The sequence below is a fragment of the Anaerostipes rhamnosivorans genome, from assembly GCF_005280655.1.
Classification (GTDB): Bacteria; Bacillota; Clostridia; order Lachnospirales; family Lachnospiraceae; genus Anaerostipes; species Anaerostipes rhamnosivorans.
Genome location: NZ_CP040058.1, coordinates 2,259,280 through 2,276,347, shown reverse-complemented (window position 1 = coordinate 2,276,347; position 17,068 = coordinate 2,259,280). Strand labels below are relative to the sequence as shown.

The following is a 17,068-nucleotide window of genomic DNA, read 5'->3' as shown; positions in this document are numbered from 1 at the left end:
TTATGAAGAAAAACGTCGTAGAGGTTGTAATTGACGGAAAATTATATTATTTAGGCGGAGAGGAACCGGAAGAGTTCATGCATCAGATCGCATCGTATCTGAACGCGAAGATCAGGGATCTGAAAGCTTCGGAGCATTACCTGAAGCTTCCGCCGGACATGCAGAGCTTCCATCTGGCACTCAGTGTGGCAGATGAATACATGTGTATGAAAAATACCTTGGAGAAAAGCAGGGAAGATATGGATCAGCAGGATTCGGAAATGTACCGTATGAAAAATGAGTTGGTGGAACTGCAGATCAAGAATGAATCATTAGAAAAGCAGCTGAACGAGTACCGGGAAAGGATTCGGATGCTGGAGGAAGAATCAGTTGCAAAAAAGGAACGGTAAAAGTATGAAATCAACAGAAGTGCTGGCACCGGCTGGCTCGGCAGAGAGTCTGAAAGCCGCTGTGAAAAACGGGGCGGATGCCGTATATTTAGGCGGGAGCTTATATGGCGCCAGGGCCTATGCAAATAATTTCGATAAAGAAGAACTGCTCTGGGCCATTGACTATGCCCACCTTTTTGGGCGCAGGGTCTATTTGGCAGTGAATACACTGATGAAGCAGAATGAGGTCCCGGGGCTTGCCGGGTTTTTGGAGCCTTATTATGAGAGGGGACTGGACGCAGTCATTGTCCAGGATCTAGGAGCAGTGAGCATCATCCGAAGCTGCTTTCCGGACATGGAGATTCATGCCAGCACCCAGATGACGGTGACCGGCATCCATGGGGCAAGACTGGTAAAGGAACTGGGAGGCAGCAGGGTGGTTCCCGCCAGAGAACTTTCCCTGAAGGAAATACAAAAGATTAAACAAGATACAGGGCTGGATATGGAGTGTTTTGTCCATGGGGCCCTTTGTTATTGTTATTCAGGACAATGTCTGATGAGCAGTATGCTGGGAGGCAGAAGCGGAAACCGGGGACGCTGTGCAGGCACCTGCAGGCTGCCCTTTGACCTGTACGAGAACGGCACAAAGCTGAACCGGAAAGGCCAGAATTTCCTGCTGAGTCCCAAGGATCTCTGTACAATCAGAGAACTGCCGGAACTGATAGAGCACGGCGTGGATTCTCTGAAGATCGAGGGCAGGATGAAACAGCCGGAATACGTAGGCGCTGTCACAAGGATTTACAGAAAGTATGTGGATCTCTATGAGAGCGGACGTCCCTACCGGGTAGCTGAGGAAGATGAAAAAGAATTGCTGGAGCTTTTTAACAGGGGAGGATTTACATCCGGATACTATAAGAAGCATAACGGCAGGGATATGATGTCCCTTCACAGGCCCAACCATCAGGGAATATTTGTAGGAAAGATTCAGTCGGTCCAGGGAAAACATGTTGTGTTTCAGACGGCAGAGAACCTTGGAAAAGGGGATGTGCTGGAGATTTCCCTGGAACATGGGCGGAAGGTAGAACTCACCTGTCCGCAACGGTGGAAAAAGGGAGATAAGGTCGACTTAAACGGCCAGAAGCTGAAATATCTGAAACCTGGAATGTCTATTTTCAGGACAAAAAATCAGGCTCTTAGGGATAAGTCAGCAGAAAATCTAAAACAAAAATCGAAAGAAAATATTAAGGGAAAAATTATAATTTTTCCTGGAAAGTGTGCTAGACTTGTGTTAACTTCAGGAGAAGTGACAGTGGAAGTTTTGGGTGCCCTGGCAGAACCGGCCCAGAAACGCCCTCTTTCCAGGGAGGATATTATAAAGCAGATATCTAAGACTGGTGAGAGTAACTTCACCTTTGAAGAACTTCAAGCGGAAGTTCACGGAGAGAGTTTTCTTCCCGTGGCGGCGTTAAAACAGCTGAGAAGAGACGGTTTTGAAAAGCTGACGGAAGAGATTCTGAAAAAGAGCCGCAGAAATCAGGTTGAATGCCAGGCAATCTATGTGCCGGAAGAAGAGATACCTGTACAGAATTCCCCTGTGTTGAGTGTTTCTCTTGAAGACAGGAAACTGCTCCCGGAAGTCCTCACATGGGACAGGGTGAAAAAAATTTATCTTTCTCTCTACGAAGTATCGGAGGCACCGGAGATTTTATCACAGTGCCAGAAAGCAGGACGTCAGGTGACCATCATGCTTCCACAGATCGTGAGAGAGCCGGAACTTAAGCTTTTAGAGCAGTGCTGGAATCTGCTGTCCGGACCGGATGTAAATGAGATCTGTGTACGGAGCCTGGAAGAACTCATTTGGCTCAGAGATAAGGGATGCACAAAAAATGTGCTGGCAGATTATACGGTTTACTGTTACAACAGAGAGGCATACCAGACGCTCAATGAGGCCTATGGCAAGAAGATCCGGCCGACATTTCCTGTAGAACTCAACTTTGAGGAACTTATGACATTGTCACTCAGGGATGCGGATTTTCTGTTTTACGGACACCTGCCGCTGATGGTTTCGGCACAGTGCCAGAGGAAGAACAGCATCGGATGTGACCGTCAAAGTTTCTGGATGACATTAAAAGACCGGTATGGAAAAGATTTTTATGTCAAAAATCAGTGTAAGGGATGTTTTAATGAAATTTACAACGGAGAGCCTCTATGGCTTGGGACAGAGACATCAGCATTAAAGAGACTCGCTCCTAAAAACCTCCGTCTGCACTTTACCAAGGAAAACCGGGAGGAAGCCCGTCTGGTGTACAGGGCTGCCTTAAGGGCGCTGGATGGCAGATCTTTTGAGTTTCCATTCCCACAGTTTACAAAAGGACACTTTAAGAGAGGAATATTATAGGTGGTAATATGGTTCAAATCATTGCAGTGGTTGCGAAATACCTGATACTGATTATGTGCCTGGTTTATACATTTTCATGTTTTACCATGTTCCGGCCGAAAAATAAAAAGCGGCAGGAAGAACTTCTGGACAACCAGGTCATTTATATGTTTGTATTTTTGTTTCTGTGCAATCTGGTCCTGTTTTTAAGGACCCTGGAATTAAAAGTCCTCATATTTTTTGCGGCACAGATCGTTTTCTTTGAGATCGTAATGATCCTATATCCGAAAATATATAAGAGGTCCTCAAGACTTCTGATCAACAATATGTGTTTTCTTCTGGGAACCGGGTTTGTCATTCTAACAAGGCTGTCCTTTGAACTGGCCATGAAGCAGTTTGCCATCGTGGCCATCGGTGTGCTTGTGACTGGACTGATCCCGCTGATGATGCATAAGCTTTCTTTCTGGAATAAGCTTGGCTGGGTCTATGCGGTCGGTGGTTTCGCACTGTTGTCATCGGTTTTTGTGTTCGGTGTCATGAAAAACGGTGCATATAACTGGGTACAGTTTGGAAGCCTGGCATTCCAGCCCTCGGAGTTTGTTAAGATCATCTTTGTTTTCTTTGCGGCAGCTATGCTGAGCAAGGCAAAGGAATTTAAGGATCTTGTGAAAATCACAATCATCGCCGCATTTTATGTGCTGGTGCTGGTGGTGGAAAAGGATCTTGGAGGAGCGCTTCTATACTTTATGATCTACCTTATGATGCTGTATGTGGCCACAGCCAAGCCTAGTTATCTGCTGGGCGGACTGGGAGGCGGAGCTCTGGCGGCAGTGGTAGCATATCATCTGTTTTCCCACGTACAGGTCCGGGTGGCTGTTTGGAAGGATCCGTTTTCCATGATTGAGGGAAGGGGAGCACAGGTCTGCCAGTCCTTGTTTGCCATCGGCACAGGAAGCTGGTTTGGAATGGGCCTCACCCAGGGAAGACCGTTTGATATCCCGGTCCGGGAATCAGACTTTATCTTTTCCGTGATCAGTGAGGAATTCGGCGTAATTTTTGGTATCTGCTTGATCTTTGTTCTGATCAGCTGTTTTATTTTGTTTATGGATATTTCTACAAGAAGCCGTACTCTGTTTAACAAATTGCTATGTTTGGGATTCGGCATTTGTTTTATCTTTCAGGTATTTTTAAGCATCGGCGGAGTGACCAAATTCATACCGTCTACAGGAGTTACCATTCCTTTGGTCAGCTACGGAGGAACATCGGTGCTGAGTACTTTGATCATTTTGAGCGTAATTCAGGGATTGCACATGTTAGCAGATAGTGAGGAAGAAGAAAATGAAAATATTCAAACGCAGAAAGAACGCGGAAACGGAGACACCAAAGAAATCTCCCTCCCAAAAAACAGAACGAAAACAAGGAAAAAAGAAAAAGCACGCCAATAGACAGATCCTGCAGATTACATATATCTTTGTGGGACTGTTTCTAGTGCTGATTGGATATATCATACATTTTGTTGTCAGGGACAGCCAGAGTGTCATCACAGATTCCCACAACCTGAGACTTCAGGAATTAGAGAAGCATGTGGTGAGAGGAAAGATCATCAGCGCTAACGGAAAAGTGCTGGCCCAGACGGTCAATGACGGAGAAGATGAAGTCAGAGACTACCCGTATGGCCGTATGTTTGCCCATGTGGTCGGATACAATGCCAAAGGGAAATCAGGTCTGGAGTCTAAATGTAATTTTGACCTTCTAAAGTCCAATGCCAATCTCCTGTCTCAGATCGAGAGTAATCTGAAAGGAGAAAAGAGCATCGGGGACAATGTCTATACAACACTAGATACAAGAGTGCAGAAGGCTGCATACAATGCGTTAAGCGGTGAAAAGGGAGCGGTAGTCGCCATGGATCCGGAGAGCGGGAAGGTCATCGCCATGGTTTCCAAGCCAGACTTCCGTCCAGCTCTTGTCAAAGAAAACTGGGAAGAGTTAAACACGGACAGCGACGCTCTTTTGATCAACAGGGCGACACAGGGACTGTACCCGCCAGGGTCTACATTTAAAGTGATAACGGCTCTGGAATATATGAGAGAAAATAAAGATTATAAAAACTTTTCATATCACTGTACCGGCTATACAAAGATCAACAATGTAAAGATCCGCTGCTATGGAGGGACCGCCCATGGGACCGTGAACCTGGAGCAGGCTGTCGAAAAATCCTGCAACACTGCGTTCGTCCATATGGCATCAAAGCTGAACAAAGGAAAGCTGGCTTCTCTTGCGGAGGACATGATGTACAATTCTAAGATACCGATCAACCTGGCAGCTGTCTCCAGCCGTTTTTCATTTGACGGAAGTTCCAAAGACAGCCAGGTTCCTCAGATTGCCATCGGACAGGGGACTACACTGGTCACTCCTCTCCAGAATGCGGCAGTCATGAGTGCCATTGCCAACGACGGTGTCATGATGGAACCGTACCTGGTAGACAAGGTGAAAAATGTGGACGGAGGCATTATAAAAGAAACGAAAGCTAAAGAGATAGCCAGTCCATTGAGCGCAAAAGAATGTAAAACCCTGAAAAAAATGCTGAGAAAAGTTGTGACCAATGGTACCGGTACAGCAGCTTATTCCTCAAGATATAAGGTCTACGGGAAGACCGGTTCGGCAGAGTACAACAGCGATAAGGACTCCCACGCATGGTTTATCGGCTGTGCGGAGCACAACGGCAAAAAAATTGTGGTGAGTATTATCGTAGAAGGCGGAGGATCCGGAGGAAGTGTGGCTGCGCCGATCGCAAAAGATGTATTTGACGCTTATTTCAGGTAAGTAAAGGGAAAGCAAAATCCAATGTTGAAATGAATTGCCATTAACGTTATAATATTTTCTAGAGAGACCCAAAATAGCGTTGAGGCAGGATGATTGGAGGCTGCAATGACAGAGGCAACAAGCTGTGGAGGTGTCGTAATTTACAGAGGGAAGATATTGCTGTTGTACAAAAGCTATAAAAACAGATATGACGGCTGGGTACTTCCGAAAGGTACAGTTGAAAAAGGGGAAACGCACGAACAAACCGCTTTGCGTGAAGTAAAAGAAGAGACAGACGCCAATGCCCGAATCATTAAATATGTAGGAAAGAGTGAGTATTCTTTTTATTCTTTCCATGAACAGATCGTAAAAAGTGTTCACTGGTATTTGATGGAGGCAGAGGGATATCATTCAAAACCGCAGAAAGAAGAGTTTTTCGTTGACTCTGGGTACTACAAATATCACGAAGCCTACCACTTGTTGAAGTTCCCGAATGAAAAAGAGATTTTAAAGGAAGCATACGAAGAATACAAGAAATTAAAATCTAAAAATCAATGGGGAATAAGGCAAAGAAGATGAAAAGGAACTGTAGATGGGAATCCATCTATGGTTCTTTTTTTCATGTCGGCAGTTTTTTTGTAATAAATCGGCTTGTTCCTTATTAAACTGTAACATAAGAGGTGAAAGGTTTTTTTATGAAAAAAGCAGCGATTTTTATTCTTTCTTTGTTGGTATGCATCTCGTCCGGAACGGTTGTGACGGCCACAGAACCGGAAACATTGCTCACAGTGGCCCAGGATGAAGAAGGACTAGATTTGACAGCCAAATCTGCAGTGGTGATGGAAGCGGGAAGCGGCACCATACTGTATCAAAAAGACAAGGACATGGAACTGCCGCCGGCCAGTGTCACAAAAGTTATGTCCCTGCTTCTGATTTTTGAGGAGCTGGACAAAGGAAATCTGAAGTATACTGACAAAGTCACAGTCAGTGAACATGCGGCGTCTATGGGAGGATCCCAGGTATTCCTGGAGCCAGGGGAAAGCCAGAGCGTGGATACCATGCTGAAGTGTATCGTGATCTCAAGCGCCAATGATGCAGTGGTGTCTATGGCAGAGCACATTGCCGGCAGTGAGGGAGCCTTTGTAAAACGGATGAATGAAAAGGCAAAACAGCTTGGAATGAAACATACAACATTTAAGAACAGCTGTGGGCTGGATATCAAAGGACATGAAACTTCAGCCTATGACATTGCACTGATGTCCAGGGAACTGACCACCAAGCACCCGGATATTTTTAAGTACACAAAAATTTGGATGGACAAATTTACCCATGAGACAAAAAAAGGAACAAAGGAATTCGGACTCAGCAATACAAATAAGCTTTTAAAACAGTACAATGGCTGTACGGGACTGAAAACAGGAAGCACAAGTACAGCGAAATTCTGCCTAAGCGCAACCGCTACAAGAAATGATGTCAGCCTGATCGCAGTTGTTATGGCCAGCGATGATTCCAAGGCCAGGGTAAAAGATGCCAGCGCACTGTTAGACTATGGATTTTCTCATTGTCAGGTGATGGAAGATCACACAAAAGCAAAAGATATCGGAAAGATCGCAGTCACAAAGGGGAAAAAGGAATCAGTCTCCTACGATCAGGATATTCCGGCAAAAATTGTTCTGGTCAAGGGCAGCAAAAATGACGTGAAGAAACAAATCCGCATCGGGCAGGTGAAGGCTCCCGTGAAAAAGGGCCAGGTGCTGGGTTATATTATCTATAAAAGAGGGGATGAGATCCTTTTGAAGAAACCGGTGAGGGCCACAGAAGATGTAGAAAAAATGAACTATCTGACCAGTCTGACACGTCTGGCGGAACAATATTTTTAAATGAAAGTGAACAAAAATAGTAGATTATGAATTCGCTATCAGTTATAATGCTATTACCTTTGGATAGATCCTTAGGTATAAATATTTTATAAACAAATAATGAACAATATATAAAGTAATATTTCCGCAAATTTCATAAATAAGACACTTCTTTTCATTGGCATGGAAAAAGACAGAATTAAATTTCTTCATTTTTGTCTTTATAATAAAACCATCAAGTAAACAAGTCACATGTTAGGAGGATTATTTATGAGCGAATCATGGTTAGGACTTAGCGGCAAGACCGTCATCGTAACTGGAGGGGCATCCGGAATCGGAAAGGCAGTAGCCCAGGAATTTTTAAATGTGGGCTGCAATGTTGTCGTTTCCGATATGGCACCGGAAGCTCCGGAGTTTGACACGGCAGACGGCAAGTTCCATTATGTTAAGACCGATGTGACCAGCGCAAAAGATGTGGACGCCATGGTCAAAGAAGTGGTGGACACATTCGGCACCGTGGATGTGTTAGTGAACAACGCAGGGATCAACATTCCGAGACTGCTGGTAGATCCAAAGGATCCGAAGGGTCAGTATGAGTTGGATGAAGCTGTGTGGGATAAAGTGTGCAGCGTCAACTTAAAAGGAGTGTTCTTCTGTGCTCAGGCAGTGGGAAGGATCCTTGTGGAAAAAGGAGAGGGCGTCATCATCAATATGTCCTCAGAGAGCGGACTGGAGGGTTCTGAGGGACAGAGCGTATATGCGGCGACAAAGAACGCGGTGAATTCCCTGACCAGAAGCTGGGCAAAAGAATTAGGAAAACAAGGTGTGCGTGTAGTAGGAGTGGCACCTGGAATCATGGAAGCAACAGGTTTGAGAACCTTATCCTATGAATCAGCATTGGCTTATACAAGAGGAATCACAGTGGATGACTTAAGAGCAGGATACAGCAAGACATCCACCACACCGCTTGGAAGATCCGGAAAGCTTTCCGAAGTGGCAGATATGTGTGTGTACCTGGCAAGCCAGAGATCTTCTTATGTACACGGAGTGACCATCAACGTAGCCGGCGGAAAAACGAGAGGTTAATTCTACATACGGAGAAAAGGTGGTAATCAGGTAAGCTTATGAAACTTTTTAATGATGAAAACAGGATGGCTGCTATATTAAGAAACGTAGAGGTACAGACTTCCTCTGATGTTGACCGCATCGCGGCAAAGCTTGATGTTTCTACAAAAACGGTGAGAAACGATGTAAAAGAGCTGAACTGCCTGATGGGCGGTTATGCAGTCATCAGCAATAAAAAAGGACAGTATAAGCTTATTGTATTCGATCAGAAGGGTTACGAAGAGATCCGTAACAAGATTTACGAACAGGAAGAATATTTTAATTCACCGCAGACAAGGATGGCGTATATTTTCTGGCAGCTGATGGATGCCAAAAAGCCATATCTGATCGATGACCTGTCAGAAGAGATGAAGGTAGGGAGAACGACTACCGTAGGAGATTTAAACCGTATCCGGGAACAGATAAAAAAGTACAATCTGACAGTGGAAGGAAAGGCCAACACAGGACTTGTCCTGTGCGGCGAGGAGATTAAGATCCGCATGTTCCTCCTGGAGAATGTTTATGAACAGATTTATCTGAACTATCCTCTGGGCAGTCAGCTGAGACAGCTTCTGTACGATATGCAGACAGAATATTCTCTGGATGCCCTGGGATTCGGGCAGTTCTTTAGAGCCTTTGTGGTCATGATTGACCGGCTCGGAAACGGACATACGATCGAGTCTCTGGACCACAGGTATCTGGAGCTTTATGACAGCAAGGTTTACGAGATTGCAGACGAATTTGCGGACAGAGTGGAAAAAGCAGTACCGTTTAAAATACCAAAGCCGGAAAGGATTTTTCTCTGCCTGCCCATTGCAGGGATGAGGACTCCGGTCAATACGGAGGGGATTGAAAATTATATTCAGATTTCAGAGGAAGCGGCGGACCTGATTATTGAGATTTTGGACCGAATCCGGGATGAGATCGGAGTCACAGTCATAGTGAATGAACTGTTTGACGATTTTGTCTATCATGTATTTTTTATGATCAACCGTCTGAAATATGGATTTCATATCCGGAACGCTCTGGTGGAGGAAGTAAAAGATGAATACTCCGTTGCCTACACGATGGCCGGCATTGCCAAAGATGTCATCGAGACAAGGACCGGAGTCGAGGTGACCAAGGACGAGCTCGGATTTCTGGCTATGTACTTCGGTGTGTTCCTCTTAGAGCAGGCACCGGAGCAGAAGCAGTACAGAATCGCCATCGTCTGTGGATCAGGAAAAATCATCGGCAGATTGATCGCCAGCCAGCTGAAAAATATTTTTGAAGTGGAGCCGGCTATTGATTACTATTTTAACGGGGACTTTGAAGTACAAAAAGAAGATTCCTATGACTTGATTATTACGACGACAAATTTAAAAGCAAAAGGGAATACACCTATTATAGACATTGATGAGGTGTTTGACAAAAATCTGCTGAAAAGCAAGGTGGAAAGTGTAAAAAACATGGTAGAGATGGGAATTCCCATCCGCCGTGGCATCGATTCAGTATTCTTAAATATGCTGGACGAGGAGCGGTTCTTTGTACTGGAGCCAGAGCTTGGCTATGAGGAAAACGTAGACAAGATGGTCGGAGAGCTCTTAAAACAAGGACTTGTAGATGAGAGCTTTAATGAGAGACTCAGGCTTCGGGAACAAGAATCGACGATGATATTTGAGAAAAATATTGCTTTTCCCCACACAACAAACAGACTGCCTGAGCTGGCCCTTGCTTTCGGAGTATTTCCGGAAAAAGAGAAAGCAAAAGGGAAGGACGAGGTACAGCTGGTGTTTTTGCTGGCCATACCGGAAGAAATGAAAAATGATTCCGTGCTAATTCAGCTTTACGACAACATGCTGGCCATTGCCCATGAACCAGACGTGGTGAAGAAGCTTAGGAAGATGAAGACTTACCGGGAATTACTGTTGTACTTTGTGGAAGAAAACAATATTTTTAAATAAGATTAAGGAGGATGCATATGTCATACTATTTATTGATTGCAGGTGCGCTGCTCACCGCATTTATACTGCAGTTTCTGTTTTCAATGATTCAGATGAAGGCCTTTAATGTCCATTACGGCAGACTGAGGAAGATCGGCAGAGTGGCGATCGGAAAGAGCAAAGGCGGTTTTCATGCCGGAGCCATGGTAATGTTTGCAATTGATAAGCGTGGCATGATCAAAGAAGGATGCTTTATGCGGGGATTTACGATCTTTGCAAGATTTAAAAAGTTTAATGATTTCAACGGAAAGAACGTTGGTTTGATCACAAAAGAAGATTGCAAAGGGATGGAATATTCTCTGAGGAGATCCGTTCTCAATGCAGCCTCCAACTACAACACGATCATGGACGGAGGCGAAGTAGTGGAGACGCCGGGACTTTTGACAAGAATTGCAGACATGCTTCTCGGCAAATCCAGAAAAGCCTGCAAATAGGAAGGAGAAATATATATGAACGTTATAGTAAAATTTGCGTCAGGATTTATGGGATTATTTGATACTGGTGCTGAAACATTTATCGGCTGGGTGTCAGGAATTGTACCAAAGGTATTACTGTTACTTATTTTAATGAATACAATCATCGCATTGGTTGGACAGGAAAGAATCAATAAATTTGCGAAAGTTTGCTCTAAAAATGTAATTTTGGCTTACGGGGTGCTGCCGTTTATCGCAGCCTTTATGTTAGGAAACCCAATGGCTTTTTCCATGGGAAAATTCTTACCGGAACGCCAGAAACCAAGTTACTATGCATCAGCAGCTTATCACTGCCATACAAACAGCGGTATTTTCCCTCACATCAATCCAGGTGAGATCTTCATTTACATGGGAATTGCAGCTGGAATCCAGAAACTCGGCTTAAATGAGACAGATCTTGCTCTCCGCTATCTGTTAGTCGGTCTTGTCATGAACTTCTTCGCAGGATGGGTGACAGACTTTACTACAAAGATGGTTATGAAACAGCAGGGAATTGAATTGAGCAACGAGATTAAATTAGAGGATTAATTGAGAGAAAAGGAGGATTCATCATGGCAGATTACAGAGCAATTACAATTGAAAAAGGAAGCGGCGGATTCGGCGGACCTTTAACAGTAAAACCAGAAGAAGGAAAAGATGTTTTATTATTTATCACCGGAGGAGGGGCAGAACCTGAGATCGTTGAGAAGATCGTAAGCCTTACTGGATGCCGTGCAGTAAATGGATTTAAGACAACCGTACCGGAAAAAGAAATTTTCCTTGTGATCATTGACTGCGGCGGAACACTTCGCTGCGGAATCTACCCACAGAAAAGAATTCCGACTATCAACGTCAATCCGGTTGGAAAATCAGGACCGATGGCAAAATATATCACAGAAGACATCTACGTTTCAGGAGTCGGCATGAACCAGATCAGCGCAGCAGACGGATCTGCAGCTCCGATCAGAGAGGAAGCTCCAAAGACAGAAGAAAGAGAATTCAAATACAGTGCTGATAAGAAAGTTTCTGAGCAGATGGGTGGAAACGGCGGCGGAAAGTCCAGCTTTATCCAGAAGATCGGTATGGGAGCAGGTAAAGTCGTAGCGACCTTTAACGCAGCTGCAAAAGAATCTGTAAATACCGTATTACATACGATCCTTCCATTCATGGGATTCGTATCCCTGCTGATCGGTATCATTCAGGGATCAGGATTCGGTAACTGCTTCGCGCAGATGTTAAAACCTCTCTGCGGAAATATCGTTGGACTCGTGATCTTAGGACTGATCTGTTCTATTCCGTTCCTGTCCTGTCTGTTGGGACCTGGAGCTGTTATCGCTCAGATCATCGGTACTCTGATCGGTGTAGAGATTGGAAAAGGAAATATTGCACCAGGACTTGCGCTTCCAGCATTGTTTGCCATCAATACACAGTGTGCCTGTGACTTTATCCCGGTAGGTTTAGGACTGGCAGAAGCAGATCCGGAAACAGTTGAAGTGGGTGTGCCATCTGTGCTATACTCAAGGTTCATCATAGGTGTGCCGCGTGTGCTCGTAGCATTCGTCGCAAGTATCGGATTATACAAATAATTCAGCTTTAGCAGGAAAGGAAGAAGAAAATGATTTATCAGACAACAATCAAAGGAATGGGAGATCAGGTAGAAGCATTCGTGGGAGAAGGAATCTTCGTAACATTCGGAGACAATGCTCCGGATACTTTGACAGATTTCTGCTACACAGTGGATGTAAATCCTGTTCAGGGAGACATCAAACCTGGCAGCAAGCTTGTGATTGACGGACAAGAATATACGATCACCATGGTTGGTGATGTGGCCAGAGAAAATCTGAATAATCTGGGACATGTAACATATTCTTTCAATGGAAGCGGAGAATGCCTTCCGGGAAGCATTTGTGTGGAAAAAGCAGATGTACCGTCATTAAAGGTCGGAAGCACAATTTCCATCACAGAGTAATCGAACGATTCATATTTACAAGGTATCACAATGGACAATGGAGGACGGAAGCCCGGATGGGCATCCGTCCCCTTGTTTTTTTCCTGAATATTTAGTAGAATAGGGAAAGGTATACCCGAACCGTAAAGAAAGGCGCGGGAATGGCCTTTATTGGAAATTGGGCTTTCAAATACCAGGAAAGTGAGAGCATATGTTGTTTATTATTATAACCGGGGTTTTGATCCTCACCGCTGCCATTTGTCTGGTCAGCATAAATGAAAATCAAAACCTGGCATTGGAAGAATATAAGATCGTATCAGCGAAACTGCCGGAGGACTTCGATGGATATAAGATCGTGTTCCTCACAGATCTGCACTGCAATGAGTTTGATTACCAGAATAAAGCACTTATTGACATGATCGACGGATGCAGTCCGGATGCTGTCTTTGTAGGCGGAGATATGCTTGTGAGCAGAACAGATTCATCTTATGACGTTGCTTTGGATCTGATGAGAGAGCTTTCTTTGCGATACCGTATCTATTATGCTGATGGAAACCATGAACTGAGACTGAAACGGAATGAAGAAGTATATGGTGTGGCTTATAAGGAATATGTCCATCAGTTGAAAGAGTTCGGTGTCATTCATTTGTCAAACGAAAGTGTTATGGTGGACAGCGGGATCTCAGCGATCTGTCTGACTGCCTATGATATGGAGGAAAAGCAGTACCGCAAGTTCCATCCGGCGCCCCCTTCCGTAGAAGACATGGCAGATGCTGTCGGGGAACCGGACCCGGATTTTTTTCAGGTGCTTTTGGCACACAATCCAAACTACTTCAGGCAGTACTCTAAATGGGGCTGTGACCTGGTCTTATCCGGGCATTTCCACGGGGGAATGGTCAGGCTTCCAAAGATCGGCGGTGTTATCTCACCACAGTTTCAGCTGTTTCCTAAGTATGACTCGGGTGAATACCAGATAGGGAGATCCATCATGATCTTAAGCCGCGGACTTGGGAATCATTCCATTAAGATCAGGCTGTTTAACAGGCCTGAGGTATCGTGTATCACATTAAAGAAAAAGTAGGATATAAACTATGGCATCAATTGATATAAAACTAAATGTATTTGAGGGGCCGCTGGATCTTTTGCTCCACCTGATTGAGAAGAACAAGGTGGAGATTTACGATATCCCAATCTCTGAGATTACGGAGCAGTATCTGGCTTATATCCGCCAGATGGAGGAGGAAGACCTGGATGTGATGAGTGATTTCCTTGTGATGGCGGCAACTCTGTTAAGGATCAAGGCTAAGATGCTTCTTCCAGCCAGGGAAGAAGATGAAGAGGAAGGAGATCCGAGAGAAGAACTGGTCCGGAGGCTTTTGGAGTATAAAATCTACAAGTATGCGTCCAAAGAACTGAAGGCAAGGGAATATGAGGCAGAGAAAATATTCTTTAAGGAACGTGCCGTTCCCGAAGAAGTACTCAAGTACCGCCAGCCGGTGGATATCCGGGAGATCACCAGAGATGTGTCAATGGAGGACTTAAACCGTATCTTTCAGTTTGTTATGCGCAAGCGGGAGGATAAGATTGATCCCATCAGAAGTAAATTCGGAGAGATCAAGCAGGAGGAAGTTAAGCTGGAAGATAAGATGGACGAGGTGGAATATCTGGTCTTGTCAAAAAGGCGTCTTTCATTTCGGGAGCTTCTGGAGGGACAGGTAAGCAAAGAACAAATCGTGGTGACGTTTCTCTCCATTTTAGAGCTGATGAAGGTAGGAAAGATCCGGGCCGTACAAGAGAGGACCGGCCAGGAAATTATAATAGAGGTGTTAGAGAGGCATGAAACAGAAACAGGCAATGATTGAGGCAATTTTATTTTCCATGGGAGAGAGTGTCTCGAAAAAACAGCTGATGGCGGCTCTGGAGATTCCAGAGGATTTATTTTTTTACTTAATTGATCAGCTTAAGAGAAAATACAACAGAAAAGACAGCGGCATCCGGCTCCTGGAACTCGATGGGGCATACCAGCTGTGTACCAGGCCGGAATATTATGATCAATTAATTAAAATAGTAAACCAGCCGAAAAAGCCTAAGCTTACGGATGTTATGATGGAGACATTATCCATCATCGCATATAAGCAGCCGGTGACAAAACAAGAGATAGAAGCCATCCGAGGGGTCAAATGCGACCATCCGGTGAATAAGTTGTTAGAGTACAACTTGATCCGGGAGGCCGGACGTTTGGATGCTGTCGGACGACCGATATTATTCAGGACAACGGAAGAATTCTTACGTTGTTTTGGAGTTGAATCCATAAAAGAGCTTCCTGAAATCGGGCAAGATAAGGTAGAGGACTTTAAACAAGAGGCTCAGGAGGAAATAAAGTATGCATTAGAGGAACTAGAACAAAGTTAAGGGAGGACAGCATATGGGAAAGATTACAGGAAACCAGCTTTTTGTAAAAGCATTAAAAGAAGAAGGTGTTGATACCATTTTTGGGTATCCGGGAGCCTGCGTCATCGATATTTTTGATGAATTATATAAAGATGATACGATCGACGTCATCCTTCCGAGGCATGAACAAGGATTAATCCATGCGGCTGACGGTTATGCCAGATCCACCGGGAAAGTAGGCGTCTGTCTTGCCACCAGCGGCCCAGGGGCGACCAACTTGGTGACAGGGATCGCTACAGCCAACTATGACAGTGTACCGCTTGTGTGTTTTACCGGACAGGTAGCACTGCCTTTGATCGGAAACGATACCTTCCAGGAAGTGGATATTGTCGGAGTGACGCGGAATATCGCAAAGTTTGTGATCGTTGTCAGAGACAGGGAAGATCTGCCGCGTATCATAAAGGAAGCCTTTTATATTGCCAGGACAGGTAAACCGGGGCCGGTGCTGATTGACCTGCCGAAAGATGTTATGGCAGGCTTTGGCAGTGATGAGTACCCGGAAAGTGTCAATATCAGAGGATATAAACCAAATACAAAGGTACATTCCGGTCAAGTGAGAAGGGCTTTAAAGACCCTTTATAAATCCAAAAAGCCGTTATTCCTCATCGGTGGAGGAACCAAGATCGCCGGAGCGCACAAGGAGATGACGAAACTGGCAGAAATCCTGAAGGTGCCAGTAGTGTCAACGATCATGGGCAGAGGCGTACTTCCCACAGATCATCCGCTCTATTTCGGAAATATTGGAATGCACGGAAATTTTGCAGCCAATGAAGCCATTGCAAACTGCGATGTGCTATTTTCCATAGGGACCAGGTTCAACGACCGTATAACGGGAAAGCTGGGAACCTTTGCGTCCAATGCAAAGATCATACATATCGACATTGATACAGCAGCGATTTCTAAGAATGTCACAGTGGATATTCCGATTGTAGCAGATGCAAAAGAAGCAATTATCGATATTTTAGAATTGGCGCAGAAAGAACCCCCTCTGAATGTAGAACGCTGGATTTCCATGATGGAAAGCTGGCAGAAAACACATCCGATCAAAATGGAGGATACAGCAGAAGTATTAACTCCTCAAAAGATCATTGAGGCGATCAATAAGGACTTCAAAGAACCGATTGTTGTCACAGACGTAGGACAGAACCAGATGTGGGCGACACAGTACGTTGAGCTTCACGGACGGCGCCAGCTCCTCACATCAGGTGGGCTGGGCACTATGGGGTATGGTTTCCCGGCAGCGCTTGGGGCATGTATCGGAAATCCAGGAAGAGAAGTGGTCTGCATCAGCGGAGACGGTGGTGCGCAGATGAATATCCAGGAGATGGCTACTGCAGTTGTGCAGGAACTTCCGGTTGTGTTCTGTATCTTTAACAATGGATATCTCGGCATGGTGAGACAGTGGCAGGATCTCTTCTATAATAGAAGATTCGCTAGCACCTGCCTGAAATACAGAAAGAGCTGCAAAGACAACTGTACACCGGAGCATCATCCATGTCCTCCGTACACTCCTGATTTTGTGAAATTGGCGGAGAGCTATGGTGCACAGGGTATCCGGGTGACAAAACCGGAGGAGATTGATGCAGCATTTGAAAAAGCAAAAGCAAAGACAGACGGACCGACATTGATCGAATTCATTATTGACAGTGAGCAGCTGGTATTCCCGATGATGAAGACCGGCGGGTCCATCAACGAAATGATCATGGACCGATAGGAGGTTTTTCT

General features: G+C 44.9%; 16 protein-coding genes. All 16 read left to right on the top strand.

Annotation, left to right across the window (positions count from 1 at the left end):
- The first annotated feature begins 2 nt into the window (after window positions 1-2).
- Window positions 3-389 carry a cell division protein ZapA gene (zapA, locus tag AR1Y2_RS11265; protein WP_137329039.1) on the top strand — a complete coding sequence of 129 codons (387 nt, stop codon included), beginning with the start codon at window positions 3-5 and terminating at the stop codon, window positions 387-389.
- Window positions 390-393: 4 nt separating this feature from the next.
- Window positions 394-2,766 carry a peptidase U32 family protein gene (locus AR1Y2_RS11260; protein WP_137329038.1) on the top strand — a complete coding sequence of 791 codons (2,373 nt, stop codon included), beginning with the start codon at window positions 394-396 and terminating at the stop codon, window positions 2,764-2,766.
- An 8-nt stretch (window positions 2,767-2,774) separates the two neighbouring features.
- Window positions 2,775-4,190 carry an FtsW/RodA/SpoVE family cell cycle protein gene (locus AR1Y2_RS11255; RefSeq protein WP_137329037.1) on the top strand — a complete coding sequence of 472 codons (1,416 nt, stop codon included), beginning with the start codon at window positions 2,775-2,777 and terminating at the stop codon, window positions 4,188-4,190.
- Window positions 4,084-5,568 carry a peptidoglycan D,D-transpeptidase FtsI family protein gene (locus AR1Y2_RS11250; protein ID WP_243118737.1) on the top strand — a complete coding sequence of 495 codons (1,485 nt, stop codon included), beginning with the start codon at window positions 4,084-4,086 and terminating at the stop codon, window positions 5,566-5,568. Before AR1Y2_RS11255 ends, AR1Y2_RS11250 begins: the two co-directional genes overlap by 107 nt.
- Window positions 5,569-5,673: 105 nt before the next feature.
- Entirely contained in the window at window positions 5,674-6,126 is a 453-nt protein-coding gene (locus tag AR1Y2_RS11245; RefSeq protein ID WP_137329036.1) for an NUDIX hydrolase, read from the top strand.
- Window positions 6,127-6,242: 116 nt separating this feature from the next.
- Entirely contained in the window at window positions 6,243-7,427 is a 1,185-nt protein-coding gene (locus AR1Y2_RS11240; RefSeq protein ID WP_137329035.1) for a D-alanyl-D-alanine carboxypeptidase family protein, read from the top strand.
- 249 nt (window positions 7,428-7,676) lie between these two features.
- Window positions 7,677-8,492: an SDR family oxidoreductase gene (locus AR1Y2_RS11235; protein WP_137329034.1), complete on the top strand. Its 816-nt coding sequence runs from the start codon at window positions 7,677-7,679 to the stop codon at window positions 8,490-8,492.
- A gap of 38 nt (window positions 8,493-8,530) precedes the next feature.
- Entirely contained in the window at window positions 8,531-10,453 is a 1,923-nt protein-coding gene (locus AR1Y2_RS11230) for a BglG family transcription antiterminator (RefSeq protein WP_137329033.1), read from the top strand.
- 17 nt (window positions 10,454-10,470) lie between these two features.
- Window positions 10,471-10,926 (top strand): transcriptional regulator GutM, encoded by a 456-nt coding sequence (locus AR1Y2_RS11225; protein ID WP_137329032.1) that lies wholly within the window; start codon window positions 10,471-10,473, stop codon window positions 10,924-10,926.
- A gap of 15 nt (window positions 10,927-10,941) precedes the next feature.
- Window positions 10,942-11,493: a PTS glucitol/sorbitol transporter subunit IIC gene (srlA, locus tag AR1Y2_RS11220; protein ID WP_137329031.1), complete on the top strand. Its 552-nt coding sequence runs from the start codon at window positions 10,942-10,944 to the stop codon at window positions 11,491-11,493.
- A 23-nt stretch (window positions 11,494-11,516) separates the two neighbouring features.
- Window positions 11,517-12,530, top strand: a complete 1,014-nt coding sequence (srlE, locus tag AR1Y2_RS11215) for a PTS glucitol/sorbitol transporter subunit IIB (protein ID WP_137329030.1) — start codon at window positions 11,517-11,519, stop codon at window positions 12,528-12,530.
- Window positions 12,531-12,559: 29 nt separating this feature from the next.
- Window positions 12,560-12,913 carry a PTS glucitol/sorbitol transporter subunit IIA gene (locus AR1Y2_RS11210; RefSeq protein WP_137329029.1) on the top strand — a complete coding sequence of 118 codons (354 nt, stop codon included), beginning with the start codon at window positions 12,560-12,562 and terminating at the stop codon, window positions 12,911-12,913.
- A 190-nt stretch (window positions 12,914-13,103) separates the two neighbouring features.
- Entirely contained in the window at window positions 13,104-13,973 is an 870-nt protein-coding gene (locus tag AR1Y2_RS11205) for a metallophosphoesterase (RefSeq protein ID WP_137329028.1), read from the top strand.
- A gap of 10 nt (window positions 13,974-13,983) precedes the next feature.
- A complete protein-coding gene (locus tag AR1Y2_RS11200; protein WP_137329027.1) occupies window positions 13,984-14,754 on the top strand; it encodes a segregation and condensation protein A in 771 nt (256 codons plus the stop codon).
- Window positions 14,729-15,304, top strand: coding sequence for an SMC-Scp complex subunit ScpB (gene scpB, locus AR1Y2_RS11195; RefSeq protein ID WP_137329026.1), 576 nt, complete (start codon window positions 14,729-14,731; stop codon window positions 15,302-15,304). Before AR1Y2_RS11200 ends, scpB begins: the two co-directional genes overlap by 26 nt.
- 13 nt (window positions 15,305-15,317) lie before the next feature.
- Window positions 15,318-17,057, top strand: coding sequence for a biosynthetic-type acetolactate synthase large subunit (ilvB, locus tag AR1Y2_RS11190; protein WP_137329025.1), 1,740 nt, complete (start codon window positions 15,318-15,320; stop codon window positions 17,055-17,057).
- The last annotated feature ends 11 nt before the right edge of the window (window positions 17,058-17,068 follow it).